Genomic DNA, 14,606 nt, shown 5'->3' with positions numbered 1-14,606 from the left:
TAGGAGCCCTGCATGAAACTCAAACTTTTGGCGCTTTCTCTTGCGTTGGCAGGCGTTCAAGTGACGAACGCTGCCGAGTGGGATTACCCTAGCGCGGCTATTACGGTCACGAACCAAGCTGAAGCGCTGCGCTACTTACAAGCCAATTACGCTAGCGCTGGCGAACTTAAGTTTCGCTATCAAACTCGTTCTCAGCTCGGAGATCATTACAACTTTGATGTGTGGGTCGATGGGCAGTATCAACCGCAACGCACCATTGTGCTGTCGACTAACCAAGACAGTCAAGTTGAGCGTATTTTCAAAAGCCTTGAAGATACGGTGATTCGTAATGGCGAGGCGATGCCAGCCGGAGAACTGGAACTGCCTGTTCGCTTGGAAGTGACCGAGCCGCCAGCATTGAGCTCTGGTGAGTTAGTGACTGTCCCCGTCTCACTCTTTGATCCTGATTTACGTACAATGCAACAACAAGCTGCGCCTGATTCTGCTTGGAATTCGTTAGAGGATTATCCGCAGCCACTTCAATATGTTGAGAAGCAGATTCAAGTTTTGCAGTCCGGGGGCAAGCTCTACCTAGCCAACGGGCGCGTTAAACAGGTGGATGCACTTGCATTACTGTCTTCACCTGCGGTAGGTGCGGAGCCTGTACGTGATACCAGCACTATTTTGCCGCCTGAGGGGGTTCAATCTTTTGCGGATGTAAAAGCGATGCAAAGCGCTCAACTTGGCGACAATGCCTTTTTGCAGTTGATGGCGTTTTACCATCTTGACAGCTCACTGCAGTACTTATCGAGCTTGAGCTATGACTTATTTGACGAACCGCTTCGTTTTGATGGGCGTGGTTTAGCGCTCGACAACTCTTCTTACTACACAGGTTCGCGTGCGCTGATGTTAGGTGTTGGCGGAGTATCTCCAGATGCTGCAGATGCAGATGTGATTTTGCACGAGCTAGGACACGGGATTCATTATCAAATCGTTCCTGATTGGGCGTATGGCCATACTGGCGCGATTGGAGAAGGTGTTGGTGATTACTGGGCGGGCAGCGCGAGCTACCGAACACAGTATTTAGACGCAGCTCGCCGTGGCCAAGAATTCGAGTTAGATACGGTGTTCAACTGGGACGGTATGTTCGGAACACGCAAAACAACTCGTAGCTTATGGAACCAAAGAGCGCGTTACTTCGAGAGCTCAGAGTATCCAGCGCACGTCAGTGTGGGCGGTGAACTAGGCGACGAGCTGTGGTCAACGCCATTGTTCCAAGCGCTTAAAGCATCGATTGAACGATACGGTGATGACACCGATAGCGTGTTCCGCGAGTTTGACGCCATTGTTCTTGAAGGCATGTACGGTATTGGTCGTGGTGTAAAAATGCATGATTTGGCGGAGTCCACCGTGTTTGCCGCACGCACTTTGTTCCCAAATAAAGACTATGCCCAATTTCTGACGGACAGCTTCAACAAACACAACTTGCTTAAAGCGCCTTTTCGCGTTCGCTATGACGCTCGATACATCGCACAAGGTCAAGACGTGGGAGTGAGCCTGAGCCAAACTGGCCGCGAAGCGAGCATCAAAGGGCAATGGCAGCTAAATAACGCATCCGTTTTTGACTTTGATGAAACGCTTTCTGACTCGACCTCAATGAAGGTGGCGTTACCAAGCGGTCTGACATGTGGCACGCAATTCGATTCCTCTATTTCATTGGATTACCAATTTGCTGAAGGCTTAAAGACTCACCAGTGGAGTGAAAAGTTGATGCTGGTTAATGGTACGCCAGAGCTCGATATCCAGCCTCAACCAGTGAACTCCGCTTTGCCGGAGCAGGGTGACAGATTGTTCTCTCAGACGCTATCGGACAAGTCACGCACGATTGATGATTCGTTTGCGGTTTACCTGAACATCGAACATGACTCACTGCAGGATCTGCAAGTGACGCTTGTGTCTCCACAAGGTAAATCGGTTGTGCTACTTAGCCATCAATCAAGCAATACCAATGGGTTTAAAGGTTACTTCACCGCTCAGTATGACAAGGAGTTACAAGCACTTGTCGGTCAACCGAGTTGGGGTACTTGGCGTCTCGAAGTATCTGACCGCGTGTCAGGGAACTCTGGGGTGTTGAAAGAGTGGGGTGTGAGTCACTTTGCTCAGTATCAGTGTAGTGCTGATACCACTAAAGAAAGCAGTGGTGGTGGTTCAGGTGGCAGTGGTTCGCCTTGGACCTTGTTAGGACTTTTCCTGCTTTCAATGGTGAGAGTGATTCGTTCTCGTTAATTAAAATCTAAAGAAGACAAAATTTATGAAGTTTCAATATTCTTTCGTTGCTATGTCACTAGCCCTAGCTGGTTGTGGCGGTGGTTCTGGTGGTGACACGTCAACACCGACCTATAATGTAGCTGGCACCATCGTTTCTGCCGGTACACTTCTTGATACGCCAGTATGTATCGATTTAAACCAGAACTACGTTTGTGATACTACTGAACCGAGTGCTAAAACGGATAATGCTGGTAAGTTCTCCCTGACGTCAAGCGACAAGAACATTTTGACTAGCACGATTCTTGCTCAAGTTGATCAAGGCTCAAACCAAACGTTGCGTCTTGCAGCTCCAGGCCAAAACTTAGCCACGGGTAACACAGTAAATGGTGTAACAACATTGCTCGCAGGTCTTGTGGTTGACGGTAAAACCGTTGCTCAAGCTGAAGAGATTGTTAAAGCGCAACTGGCTAGTGTAGGCGTTTCGCTGAATGGTTCGGTGATGTCTAACGCAGAAGCCAGCGAGCTGGACAAGCTAGAGCAAAACACGGTTGCGCTATTAGCTGCGATGCAACCACAACAAATGACCAAAGGCGTAGCGCTGCTTGCTCAAAGTCTTAGCTTCCAAGGTAAATCGCTAGCCTCTGATCTTCTGTCTGAAGCGGAAGTGAGTGCATTTGCTGAAGAGATTGCAGCGGTTGCTGAACAAACGGTTGGTAGTAACGATACGGGTGCCATTCTTCACTTTGCTGATGGCGCTGCAGACGTTGCAGAGGTTCAAGCTTCTTACCCTGGTCAAGATGCGGAATACGGCTTCGACAAACAGGACAAGCAAACGTCGACAGGTGCGGGCTTTAAGTTCGTTAAGCTAGATTCACAAGGCGCTGCTTTAGCTGCAGATGCCACTGAGTGGGCTTGCACTTTGGATGAGCGTACTGGTCTTGTTTGGGAAAACAAGAGTGCGGATGCGAGCTCTATTCAATTTAAAGACCGCCTATTTGCGTTTGAGTCTGAAACATTTAAGCCATTTAGCAAAGATGTAGATCTTGCGGGCTGTAAAGAGGTGGGCGATGAAATTTGTACTACGAGCCAATACGTTGAGTACATAAACAAACAATCGTTATGTGGAATCACTGGTTGGCGCCTGCCTACTTACCGTGAAACTTATGACTTACTAGATTTCGGTGAAAAGACACTATTTGCGCCGAGCACAGAATATGAACCGAACAATGTGTATGGTTTTAATGTCAAATACTTCCCACAGCAAACTTTAGGCAGCCCTTATTTAGAAAAAGGTGCGTTTTGGCATGATGGTTTTAGGTTTACGGAAACATCATCACAGCTCATGGATGGTGAGATTTATTTCCCCGCAATTGTCTCTCGGGGCGCAGATAGAGGGGCCACTTCATTCGTTGAGATTCGCTCAAGCAGTACAAGTGAAGATGCCTATGATTCCTACCAATTCCCAATCCGTCTAGTAGCAGTTAAGGGACAATAAGATGAAGAAACTAATGACCGCGCTATCTCTTGTGTTGGCTTCTCAAGTAGCAATGGCAGCACAAGAGTGTTCGACTGAGTTTGCTAAAACAGCACCTAATACACGTTACACTTATTCAGATAAGGGAACTGTAACTGACTTAAAAACAGGTCTTACATGGATGCGCTGTCCAGTCGGTATGACATGGAATGCAGCAAACGAAGAATGCACCGGAACGCGAGCTACGATGTCATGGCAATTCGCGCTGTCTACGGCCCAACAAATTCGTAATCCGTCCGGTAACCACCCTCTACACAACTTTGCTGGCAAAAAGAATTGGCGACTAGCAAACATTAAAGAGTTGGTATCGTTAACGGAGCAAGCTTGCTATAGCCCAGCGATGAATGGTACAGGCTTTGCGAGCGGTTATACACTGACAGACAAGGACGATATTTTAGGACGTAATATTTGGAGTAACACACCTAATGGTGATGGTAAGCATGTTGCTACTCTTGATACGACTAATGGTGAAGTTTTCAATAGAGAGCCATTAGACTCAAGTTTCAAAAGCTCTCTCTTGTTAGTGACAGATGAATAATACTTATTACGTTAATAAAGATTGATAGCTTTGCCTTTATAAAAAGCTCCGCCAGTGCGGAGCTTTTTCTTTTCTAACCTTTGGAACTTATCGTGTTGTTCAGAGATTTAAACTTGGAACTGCTTAAGCTGATGTTTTTGGTTTTCTGCTAAACCAGACAGTTCTTGAGCGGCAGCGGCGGATTGCGTAATGCCAGTTACGTTCTGGCTCACCAGCTCATAGATGTTCGTTAAGTTGTTGTTGATATCAGCCGTGACCTGTTTCTGCTCTTCTGATGCGGTCGCCACTTGCGTGTTGATTGAGTTCAGATCGGCGATAGCGTTACTGATATTAACAAGTGATTGGCTAACTTCTTGTGCCAGAGCTTGGTTGTCTGACAACATGGCTAAGCTAGAGTGCATGTTTTCATTTGCGTGACCCGATTGCTGCTGAAGCTCTTCGATGATGGTTTGGATCTCTTTCGTCGATTCCTGAGTTCGCGCCGCTAACATACGTACTTCATCGGCGACTACCGCAAAGCCTCGGCCACTTTCGCCCGCTCGTGCAGCCTCGATCGCTGCATTCAGTGCAAGCAAATTGGTTTGCTCAGAAATGCCTTCAATCACTTCGATCACGCGACCAATGTGTTCTGATTGATCTTTCAGCGATGTTACGACGGCTGCGGCTTTGTTGAGTTGTTCTGCCATTTTTTCGCTTGCGCGAGTGCTTTCCTCAAACATACTCAGACTTTGTGAGGTAAGCATGCTTGCTTGATTTGATGCGCTATCGGCTTCTTGTGCATTGGTCGACACTTCAGCTGCGGTCGATTCTAGTTGGTTGATTGCCGAAGCCACTTGCTCAACTTCTTGCTTTTCTTGATCTGAGTTAACGCTGCTTTGAGTCATAACAGTCGCTAACTCGGTCGATGCTGATGCCACATCCTCACTAATTCGAACTAATGCACTCACGGTTTCACGCAGTTTGGCGATGGTTTGGTTTACATCCTGAGCCAGTTGCGACACTTCGTTTTTTCCGATGGCTTCGGCTTTAACCAATAGATTTCCCTTCGCGACTTCTTGCATGGTTCCTTGAAGGTTACGAATCGGTGCAACGATATAGCTGGCTAGTATCCAACTAATAAGCGAAGCGGCACTCAAGATAACTGCAAGCGTGACCGCGCTGTAAGTGAGCGTGGTTGAATGCTGTTCGCCATTCGCTTCCACTTCATCGGTGACGATTTGATTCAATTGCTTAGACAGGTTGTCGATGGCGTTGATCATTGCTTCGCCAGCCAATCGATATTCTGCCATCGCAGATTCGTACTTTTGATTGAAATCGGATGTGGTGTAACCAGAAGAGTGTTTGGTGGTGAGCAGAGGTGTCATGGTGACGCGCGTGAAATCAACATAGTGCTCCATGGCTTTGCGCATGGCATTCACTTCGGTTTGAACGCCAGGGAGGCTATCGATGGAATTGAGAAAATCGCGGTTTTTGTTTTGTCTATCAGACAGTTCTTGGTTGAGAGATTGGACATCTTCGGCTCTAAATAGACTGTAAATGGCTTTGATGCGCATGGCGTAGGTGTTGTCTACGATGGCGCTGAGTTCCTCTTTATGAATGATCAGCTTGTTGGTGGAAGTGGAAACCTTATTGAATGCTTGGTCGAGCTTGCCGATTCCGACGCTCAATCCAATGACGAGTAATACAACGGTGAATAGAACAGGCAAAAAGACCTGAAGTTTAATAGAAAGCGTACTAAGAAATTGACGCATGATTGACCCTCTATCGGTTTGATTATTATCTTTTTTATAAATAAGCATCTCGATTTTAATTGCCACATTCGTCAAATCAATGACTTACTCATATCCAATTGTTATGAAATGTACCAAAATCGATGGAGTTATCATTTTGAACGCGCGGCAATTTATAAAAGCGCTAAGCTAAAAACAGTAGAGGGATCAGTTGCGGAATTAATATACAGAAATGACAACGTGTCATAGAGGGTTCAACTAAGTGAAACACAACTGTCATATTCAAATTCTAAAGTGAGCACCGTTCAAGTGAAACACAACGGCAATAAAGCCACTTAAGGAAATTGTGATGAAAAAGACAGTAATCGGTGCAATCGCACTTCTAGGCGCAATGGCAGTGACTCCTGTTTCTGCTAAAGAAACTATCTCTGCAGTGGGTTCTAGCAGCGTAACTCCACTGATGGAAGTTTTCTCTGAAACGTACATGAAGAAGAACCCTAACGTATTTATCGAAGTTCAAGGCCCTGGTTCTTCAGCTGGTGTTAAAGCAGCAAAAAATGGTTCAGCAGACCTTGGTATGTCTTCTCGTAATCTAAAAGACTCTGAAAAAGAATCAACACTAATCGAAGAAGTGGTTGCTCGTGATGGTATCGCAGTGGTTGTTAACCCACAAAACAAACTGCCTGGCCTAACAGCAGAGCAAGTGACTGCAATCTACAAAGGCGAAGTATCAAACTGGAAAGAAGTCGGTGGTGCAGACAAGCCAATCGTAGCAATTACTCGTGACACGGCTTCAGGTACTCGTGGCGCATTTGAAGACATCATGTCTCTTAAAATGAAGATTTCTGGTAAGAAGGTATCAGCTATCTCTCAACGTGCTCAAGTTGCAAACGGTAACGGCGCACTCAAAACAATGGTTGCATCTAACCCATACGCAATCGGCTACATTTCACTAGGTACGGTAGACAACACAGTTAACGCTCTAGCAATCGACGGTGTTGATGCAACAGTGGCTAACGTGAAAAACGGTTCTTACAAAGTAGCTCGTCCATTCCTTGTTCTTTACAAAGAAGGCAAGCCATCAGCTGAAACGCAAAAATTCCTAGACTGGATGCTAACTGAAGATGCGCAAAAGCTAGTTGACCAAAACGGTTACATCTCTGTTCACTAATTTTATCGGGACTCTTAAGTTTGCTCAGCCCACCATTTAGGGCTGAGCCTTTTCTATCCATAGTGTTCACCGGCAAAACGCCCAGAACCGTGAGATTTTTTAAATGACCATCGCAACAAATAGTGAAAAGCTTATGAATACTGACGCTAAAGCTATCAGCAAGCCCGGCCTGCGCGAGAAACGTCGCGTAGACTGGAAAGAGCGTATCTTCCACGGCTTGTTCCTAACCAGTGCCGTTATCGGCATCGTCTCATTAGCCGTTATTGCATACTTCATTGTTCGAGAGAGTATCCCGGCATTCCAAGAAGCTGGTATATCGGGCATCGTTCTTGGACAAAACTGGCTGCCGCCTGCACTTTACGGTGTTGCGACAATGATTGTTGCATCTATTGTATCGACGGCAGGTGCGGTAATCGTCGGTGTGCCAATTGGTGTGCTGACGGCTATCTTTATTGCCGAAATTGCACCAAAGCGTCTTGCGGATATTATTCGTCCTGCAGTTGAGCTTTTGGCAGGTATCCCGTCTGTGGTTTATGGTTTCTTTGGTTTGGTCATCATCGTACCGCTGATTCAAAACATCTTTAATGTCCCTGCGGGTAACACGATTTTGGCAGGTATCATCGTGCTTGGTGTGATGATTCTACCGACCGTAATCACAGTATCTGAAACGTCTATTCGAGCTGTGCCTCGCGCATACAAAGAAGGTTCTTTGGCACTTGGCGCTTCGAAAATATACACAATCTTCAAATTGCTCGTTCCAGCGGCTCGTTCAGGCATCATGACGGGTGTGATTTTGGGTATTGGCCGTGCTCTAGGTGAGACAATGGCGATCATCATGGTGATGGGTAATGCACCTGCTATGCCAGAAGGCATCCTAGATTCGGCACGTACGCTAACCGCAAACATCGCGATTGAAATGTCTTACGCAAGTGGTATTCACGCCAACGCTCTTTACGCCACTGGTGTTGTACTTCTGGTCTTCATCATGTCGTTGAACGCTGTACTTCTTTACCTAAACCGAGAAAAAGCGAAGTAATCGCTCGTTAAAGGTGACTATTATGGATCGCGCAAAACTAAAACAAGCTCGCCAGTTCAAAGATAACGTCTTTAACGCTTTGGTTTGGATTTCGGCAGCACTAACGGTAGGTTTTTTGTTCTGGATTATCTGGTACATCCTATCAAATGGTCTACAACACGTAGATTGGAACTTCATTACTGATAACTACACACGTACTGGTGAAGAGCACGGTATCTTCCCGATGATCGTCTCGACCATCTACATGGTTATCGCATCCATCGCGGTAGCGGCGCCACTGGGTATCATGACGGCAATCTACTTAACCGAATACGCGAAAGTCGGTAGCCGATTGGTAAAAATTATCCGATTCTGTACTGAGTCGTTGGCGGGTATCCCGTCGATCATCTTCGGTCTATTCGGTATGACGTTCTTCGTGGCAATTCTTGGTCTGGGCTTCTCGATTCTGTCGGGTGCACTGACTCTAAGTATTCTTATTCTGCCAGTGATCATCCGTACTACGGAAGAAGCACTAATGGCAGTGCCTCAAACGTATCGTGAAGGCTCTTACGGCCTTGGCGCTTCAAAAATTTACACTATCTGGCGTTTGATTCTTCCGAGTGCAATGCCAGGTATCTTAACCTCGGTCATTCTAAGTATTGGTCGTGTCATTGGTGAGTCTGCTCCAGTATTCCTGACAGCAGGTATGGTTGCACGTATTCCGGATTCTTTATTGGATTCAGGTCGTACATTAACCGTTCACCTATACAAACTGACTACCGAACTGTTTACCGTTGAAGAATGGAATCAGGCTTACGGTACCGCAACAGTGCTTATCGTGGTTGTTCTTCTGATCAACATGGTAACGAAACTGATTGCTAGACGTTTTAACACCGCAACTTACTAACAACACTAATTAAGAACGCACGTTAAAAGACACGAATTCAAGATTTAAGAGATTAAGAAAATGAACAAATTTGATATTGAAAACCTAGACTTATTCTACGGTGAAAACCAAGCACTGAAATCGATCAACCTACCAATTCCAGTTCGCCAAGTAACGGCACTTATCGGCCCGTCAGGTTGTGGTAAATCAACGCTTCTACGTTGTTTGAACCGCATGAACGACCTAATCGAAGGCGTGAAAATCACGGGTAAATTGGCGATGGACGGCGAAGACATTTACGGCAACATTGATGTCGCGGATCTTCGCATCAAGGTTGGCATGGTGTTCCAGAAGCCAAACCCATTCCCGATGAGCATCTACGAAAACGTGGCTTACGGCCTACGTGCTCAAGGTATCAAAGACAAGAAACACATTGACGAAGTGGTAGAGCGTTCACTACGCGGTGCAGCACTTTGGGACGAAGTGAAAGATCGTCTGAAGTCACACGCATTTGGTCTATCGGGTGGTCAGCAACAGCGTCTTTGTATCGCACGTACGATCGCGATGGAGCCGGATGTGATTCTGATGGATGAACCAACGTCGGCACTTGACCCAATTGCGACACATAAAATCGAAGAACTGATGGAAGAGCTAAAGAAGAACTACACCATCGTTATCGTGACCCACTCAATGCAACAGGCGCGTCGTATCTCTGACCGTACTGCGTTCTTCCTAATGGGTGAACTGGTTGAGCATAACGATACTCAAGTGATCTTCAGTAACCCTCAAGATGACCGTACTCAAGGCTACGTAAATGGTGATTTCGGTTAATTCGCCATATTTACAAGCATAACTAAATAACTATAAGCGATGGTAACTTTGCCCCTCTTTTTGAGGGGCCTTTTTCTTTTCAAGCTGCAGATTTATAACACCAACCTATACCAATAATTCTTGCAAGGAAGCACAAATATCCCTCCCTTTTTATAGAACATGTAACTTATGTGAAATACGGTTATAAAAGTGCTGAAGAGCTCTCGAATGTGAAACTAAGTCTGATAATTTTGCGAATGACTTAACAGCTCAAATTTGATTGTATTGATTGCATATGATGGCCTAAGTAGTTTTTTATCGAGAATAAAAAAGTAGATTAGGTTGGTAGGGTGAGTTTAAGAAGTTTTACAAGAAAAGTGTCTTCAACGAGGGATCATCGCTTATTAGCGGAGGCGATATTTGATCATTTAGAGAGTTTGTTCTCCCCTCAAGCCTTAGCCATTTTTGAAGATCCTTCAATCAATCCCCGTTATTCTGTGAGTTTCTCTCGCGGGGAGCTTTACCCAATTCAAAGCTATCCTGACAGCTTCTGGGAGTGGGCAAGTCAGTTTGACACTTCTGAAAGCATCATTCCTCTGGCGATCAATACTTGTAACTGGAATCACACCCAAGATTTAGGTGGAGATAGTTACATAATGATGCTCGATAACACGCCTATCAAACGCACCTACCTACTGATTCAATCTGTTCATGCTCGCACGGCACACAATATCTATGAAGAAAGTTATGATGCAATGCAGCTTGCAGCGGCGCGTTGGCAGTGCATTCGCGCCGAGAAAAATGCGTCGCAAGAGATGAGACACAGAGATATTCGTGAAGCGCAATATGTCGATGAAATTAACCAACGCGAGCGCTTTATCGAGAACATGAAGTTAGTTCAGCAAGTTGCTCTCGAGATCTCCAACCCTGATTCCTTAAAAGATTTGTATTACAAAGCCGTCGAAGCGCTACGTCAACGGTTGGGGTTTGATCGCTCCACACTGATGCTTCTAGATATGAAAAAGCGCAGTTTCAGTGGAACATACGGCACGGATGAATCAGGCATCACCATTGATGAGTTCCACACGCAATACGATTTACACCAACTGAGCGAAGAATACATCGCTGCGCTGTCAAGCCTTGAGAGCAATTTAGTGATCGTGGAAGATGCGCCGATATACACAGCTGGTAAAGTGGTTGGGCAGGGGTGGAACGCGATGTTGATCCTACGTGATGGCAATGAGCCATTTGGTTGGTTCGCGCTTGATAACTTTATTCATCGCAAGCCGATAACAGCGTATCAAAAACAGATGTTGGACTCGTTTGGCTCCCTTTTCTCACAAATTTACATTCGAAAGCGCCAAGAGCAGAACGTGCGTATGTTGCATTCAAGCATGGTTGAGCTATCACGCTGTACAACCGTCAGTGATGTATGTAAATCGGCCGTCACTTTTGCCATCAAAAATCTTGGTATTGATCGGATGGCGGTGTTTTTGACCGATGAAAACTGCTCATACATGCAAGGTACTTGGGGGACTGACATTCAAGGCAATGTGGTGGATGAGTCTTATTTCTTTGGTGAGACACAAGACTTTTCGTTGATCAATTTAGCTCGCGCCGTACCTAGTGAAGTTGCATTTGAGGAATCCGTTCCTATTTATCATGACTGTAATATTGTCGGCTTTGGCTGGGCTGCGATGACGGTTTTGACTTCGAATAGCAGCGGGCCCATCGCCTTTATTGCCGTTGATAACTTATTGACGCGCGCGCCGCTGACTTCTCAGCTACGTGAAGTGATTCGTATGTTCGCTTCCAGTCTAGCGGAGGTTTTGCAGCGCACTCAAGCGCAAGAGGCGATTCGCGGATTAAACGAAAACCTGGAGCTAGAAGTACAGAACCGAACCAAAGAGTTGGAGGAAGCCAACCGACAGCTTGAGGTGCTTTCTAAACTTGACCCTCTGACACGTCTTGGCAATCGCCGTATGTTAGAACATGTGATGCAGAAATATTGCGCGCTAGAGTGTGAGGAAGCGATGTCCTTTGGTCTTATCCTGATTGATATTGATCACTTTGGGTTATTTAACAATCACTATGGTCATCTCGAAGGGGATATCGCACTAATGCGCGTGGGTCATATCTTGGATCATCATACCAAAGGTGAAGATGAGGTTTTCTGTCGCATTGGCGGAGAAGAGTTTGTGTTACTAATGATCGGCTCTGATCAAGAGGCGGTAAAGCAGAGAGCGGAACGTATTCGTCAATGCATTGAAGATGAAGGCATCAAACACCAACACAACCCAGAAGGTGAGCTGCTCACTGTGTCAGTCGGTTATTCTTGTTACAAAACGAAAGGTAAAGACTTTAATTTCGACCATCTTTACCAGTTGTCGGATAAGGCACTCTATCAAGCGAAGAGTCATGGTCGAAATTGCGTAAGGCGATATGAGTTAGAGCATCAAGCTTTTGTTGAATAAGTGATGCTCATAACATCAAAGTTACTGAGACAGTTTGGTTGATTTTTAGATAAAACTGCTAAAGTGAGTTTGGTCGCACAAGAAAAATGGCAGCTCTCGTGAGCTGCCATTTTGCTTTATAGTTTTTCTAGCTGGTGGTCGGTTTTCGTTACGTTTGCTTTGCTAAGGTTTTGAATTTTTGCCAGTAGCGAGTCTGGATGCCAAGATTGTTGATTGGCACTAAAACGCGCTTGGTTCATGGCGTCAAGCTCTTGTTTTACTGCCTGCACATCACCAGAGCTTAACCTGTCTCGGTGAGTGTTTAGATACTCGTTTACTGAGCGTTCAATTTTAGCAGCGTCCCCTTCATTGATGACTTTTTTCAACGCATCAACGCAAAGAGGTTGCTCGGTATTCGAAACCGTTTTACTCGCCGTCATAGGACGCTTCTTCCATGCCCAAATCGCGATTCCTAACGTCGCCACCCAAAGCCCAGCGAAAATAAATGTCAGGGTTTGCCAGAGGCTGCTCACTCCACCGTTTGGTTCGGGACTGATGGCTGACTCAGGTGGTGTTGGCAGAGGCGATTCCGGCAACGTGATAAGCCCGGTGTCACTTTGCTCTATTTTTAATTGTAGCTCTGGTAACGTCGCTTTTTTTGCTTCATCATTTTGACTGTCCCACCAGTTCAAATGGTATCCCGGCAAGGTATATGACCCAGCCTCAGTGGGGATAATGACTTGCTTCACTGTCATGATAACGGTGCCATCTCTCGCGCTGTCGAATTGAGGCTGTTCTGGGTAGACCCGTAGTGAACTTGGATAATCAATACTTACTCGTGGAAGGTATTCGGCTTGTGTTCCGCGAGCTTTAATTTGAATGGTTCGAGTGAGAGAAGAGCCCTGTTTGACAGTGTTGAGCGTATTAACCGACAGTGGATTACCTTGATCGTCTTGCCAGCTCTGCGTCATTTCTAACGCTGAAGCTGGAAGCCATTCCCCTTCAAATTCGCTTGGGATTGGTTTTACCTCGATAGGCATTTGCTCAGCTTTGGTGTTGATTGGCATGATCTTGGTAGAGCCCGTCAAGCTGTCGCCATAAATGTAAGAGCCTGTCAGTCTAGGACCTATCAAGGTGTAAGTACCCGGCTGATTCGCCGTTAAGCGAAACGACTGTTCAATGACCGCTACTTCTAATCCATTTAAGATCTTTTGTCCCTGCTGTAAGCCACCAATCGCTTCAAGCTTCATGCCTTCAATCTGTGGAGGCACAATTTGTGGGTTATCAAGACGGCGGGTATCTGCTTTGATCAAAAGCTGCATACGTAATGTCGCAGATTGCTGAGGGTACAGCGTGCTGTTGTCGACACTGATATTAAAGCTAAATAGGTCATCGAGATTGGGTTCAGCTTGGCTTGCGGTGACACGAAGCTTTATTGGCTCCGTTCTCATACCATCTGCGGAAAAACTCGGAATAGTCAGAACACCTTCTTTCATCGGCGCAATCGAGATACTCCACTCAGTACGTACAGATTTTCTTCCGTTAATGTTATTGCTGGAGCGCCCATAACGAGGTTGACCCAAGAAAAAGTCGTTCTCAAGTACATTAAAGTCAATTGCATCTGAGCTGAGCTCAGTATCTGCCATGATTCTGAGGTTGATCACTTCATTCTTAGCAACTTGTGTTTTATTGACGCTTGCTTGAAGCGTCTGTGCCATCCCCGAGAAGCTGGATAATAGGCTGGCCACAAGAATAAAGATCAGTTGTACGCCTTTGTTCATCACGGGCTTACCACTCCTTTTGAGATTGTTGTGGAGGTTGTTTTTGTTGAGCTTGAAGCTGCATTTGTGCACGAATCAAAAAGCTTGGATCGCGAGCGCTTTCGACTGCTTCTAGACGACGGAATTCAGGATCATTCCGATGCGTGTTTTTTGGCTGCACTTGAGCCTGCATTGGTTCACCTTGTTCCTGAGCCTGCTTTTCACCTCGTTTTGGTCGATGTTGCTCTGTTTTTTGCTTTTCTGTTTTATTTTCAGATTCTTGCTGATTTTGTGACTGTTGTCCTTGCTCTTCCCTTTCACCGTTTTGAGACTTTTGTTGCTGTTGCTGTTGCTGTTGCTGTTGCTGTTGCTGTTGCTGTTGCTGTTGCTGTTGCTGTTGCTGTTGCTGTTGCTGTTGCTGTTGCTGTTGCTGTTGCTGTTGCTGTTGCTGTTTCTGTTGCT

At 45.9% G+C, this 14,606-nt stretch carries 10 protein-coding genes and 1 pseudogene; 8 read left to right on the top strand and 3 right to left on the bottom strand.

All coding sequences use genetic code 11. The features are described from left to right. The first annotated feature begins 12 nt into the window (after positions 1-12). The 3 genes from CBX98_RS10915 to CBX98_RS10905 are packed head-to-tail and all read left to right on the top strand — an operon-like array spanning position 13 to position 4,319. On the top strand, positions 13-2,265 hold the full coding sequence (locus tag CBX98_RS10915) for a proprotein convertase P-domain-containing protein (protein WP_109169203.1): 2,253 nt from the start codon (positions 13-15) through the stop codon (positions 2,263-2,265). Positions 2,266-2,290: 25 nt separating this feature from the next. After that, on the top strand, positions 2,291-3,742 hold the full coding sequence (locus CBX98_RS10910) for a DUF1566 domain-containing protein (protein WP_109169202.1): 1,452 nt from the start codon (positions 2,291-2,293) through the stop codon (positions 3,740-3,742). 1 nt (position 3,743) lies between these two features. After that, positions 3,744-4,319 carry a DUF1566 domain-containing protein gene (locus tag CBX98_RS10905; RefSeq protein ID WP_109169201.1) on the top strand — a complete coding sequence of 192 codons (576 nt, stop codon included), beginning with the start codon at positions 3,744-3,746 and terminating at the stop codon, positions 4,317-4,319. 107 nt (positions 4,320-4,426) lie between these two features. Here the strand turns inward: CBX98_RS10905 and CBX98_RS10900 are convergent, their stop codons facing one another. Next, on the bottom strand, positions 4,427-6,070 hold the full coding sequence (locus CBX98_RS10900; RefSeq protein WP_109169398.1) for a methyl-accepting chemotaxis protein: 1,644 nt from the start codon (positions 6,068-6,070) through the stop codon (positions 4,427-4,429). Between the two features lie 328 nt (positions 6,071-6,398). Between CBX98_RS10900 and CBX98_RS10895 the strand changes: the two genes are divergently transcribed. From CBX98_RS10895 to CBX98_RS10875, 5 genes are all read left to right on the top strand, one after another. Next, positions 6,399-7,220, top strand: coding sequence for a phosphate ABC transporter substrate-binding protein PstS family protein (locus CBX98_RS10895; RefSeq protein ID WP_005397879.1), 822 nt, complete (start codon positions 6,399-6,401; stop codon positions 7,218-7,220). 103 nt (positions 7,221-7,323) lie between these two features. Continuing rightward, positions 7,324-8,256, top strand: coding sequence for a phosphate ABC transporter permease subunit PstC (pstC, locus tag CBX98_RS10890; RefSeq protein WP_005397881.1), 933 nt, complete (start codon positions 7,324-7,326; stop codon positions 8,254-8,256). A gap of 22 nt (positions 8,257-8,278) precedes the next feature. Next, positions 8,279-9,142, top strand: coding sequence for a phosphate ABC transporter permease PstA (pstA, locus tag CBX98_RS10885; RefSeq protein WP_005397882.1), 864 nt, complete (start codon positions 8,279-8,281; stop codon positions 9,140-9,142). A gap of 60 nt (positions 9,143-9,202) precedes the next feature. After that, positions 9,203-9,952, top strand: a complete 750-nt coding sequence (gene pstB, locus CBX98_RS10880; protein ID WP_005397884.1) for a phosphate ABC transporter ATP-binding protein PstB — start codon at positions 9,203-9,205, stop codon at positions 9,950-9,952. A 329-nt stretch (positions 9,953-10,281) separates the two neighbouring features. After that, positions 10,282-12,405 (top strand): GGDEF domain-containing protein, encoded by a 2,124-nt coding sequence (locus tag CBX98_RS10875; protein ID WP_109169200.1) that lies wholly within the window; start codon positions 10,282-10,284, stop codon positions 12,403-12,405. Between the two features lie 116 nt (positions 12,406-12,521). On the opposite strand, the gene CBX98_RS10870 is transcribed toward CBX98_RS10875, so the two are convergent. Both CBX98_RS10870 and CBX98_RS10865 read right to left on the bottom strand, forming a co-directional pair. Further along, the gene (locus CBX98_RS10870) at positions 12,522-14,168 is read right to left on the bottom strand and encodes a BatD family protein (RefSeq protein WP_172605957.1); all 1,647 of its coding nucleotides are present in this window, start codon (positions 14,166-14,168) and stop codon (positions 12,522-12,524) included. 4 nt (positions 14,169-14,172) lie between these two features. After that, positions 14,173-14,606: pseudogene (locus tag CBX98_RS10865) on the bottom strand (hypothetical protein); the annotation flags it as partial.

Source organism: Vibrio sp. T9 (assembly GCF_003123985.1).
Classification (GTDB): domain Bacteria; phylum Pseudomonadota; class Gammaproteobacteria; order Enterobacterales; family Vibrionaceae; genus Vibrio; species Vibrio diabolicus.
Note: the sequence above shows the minus strand (reverse complement) of the source record. Positions and strands in the feature narration are given on the sequence as shown.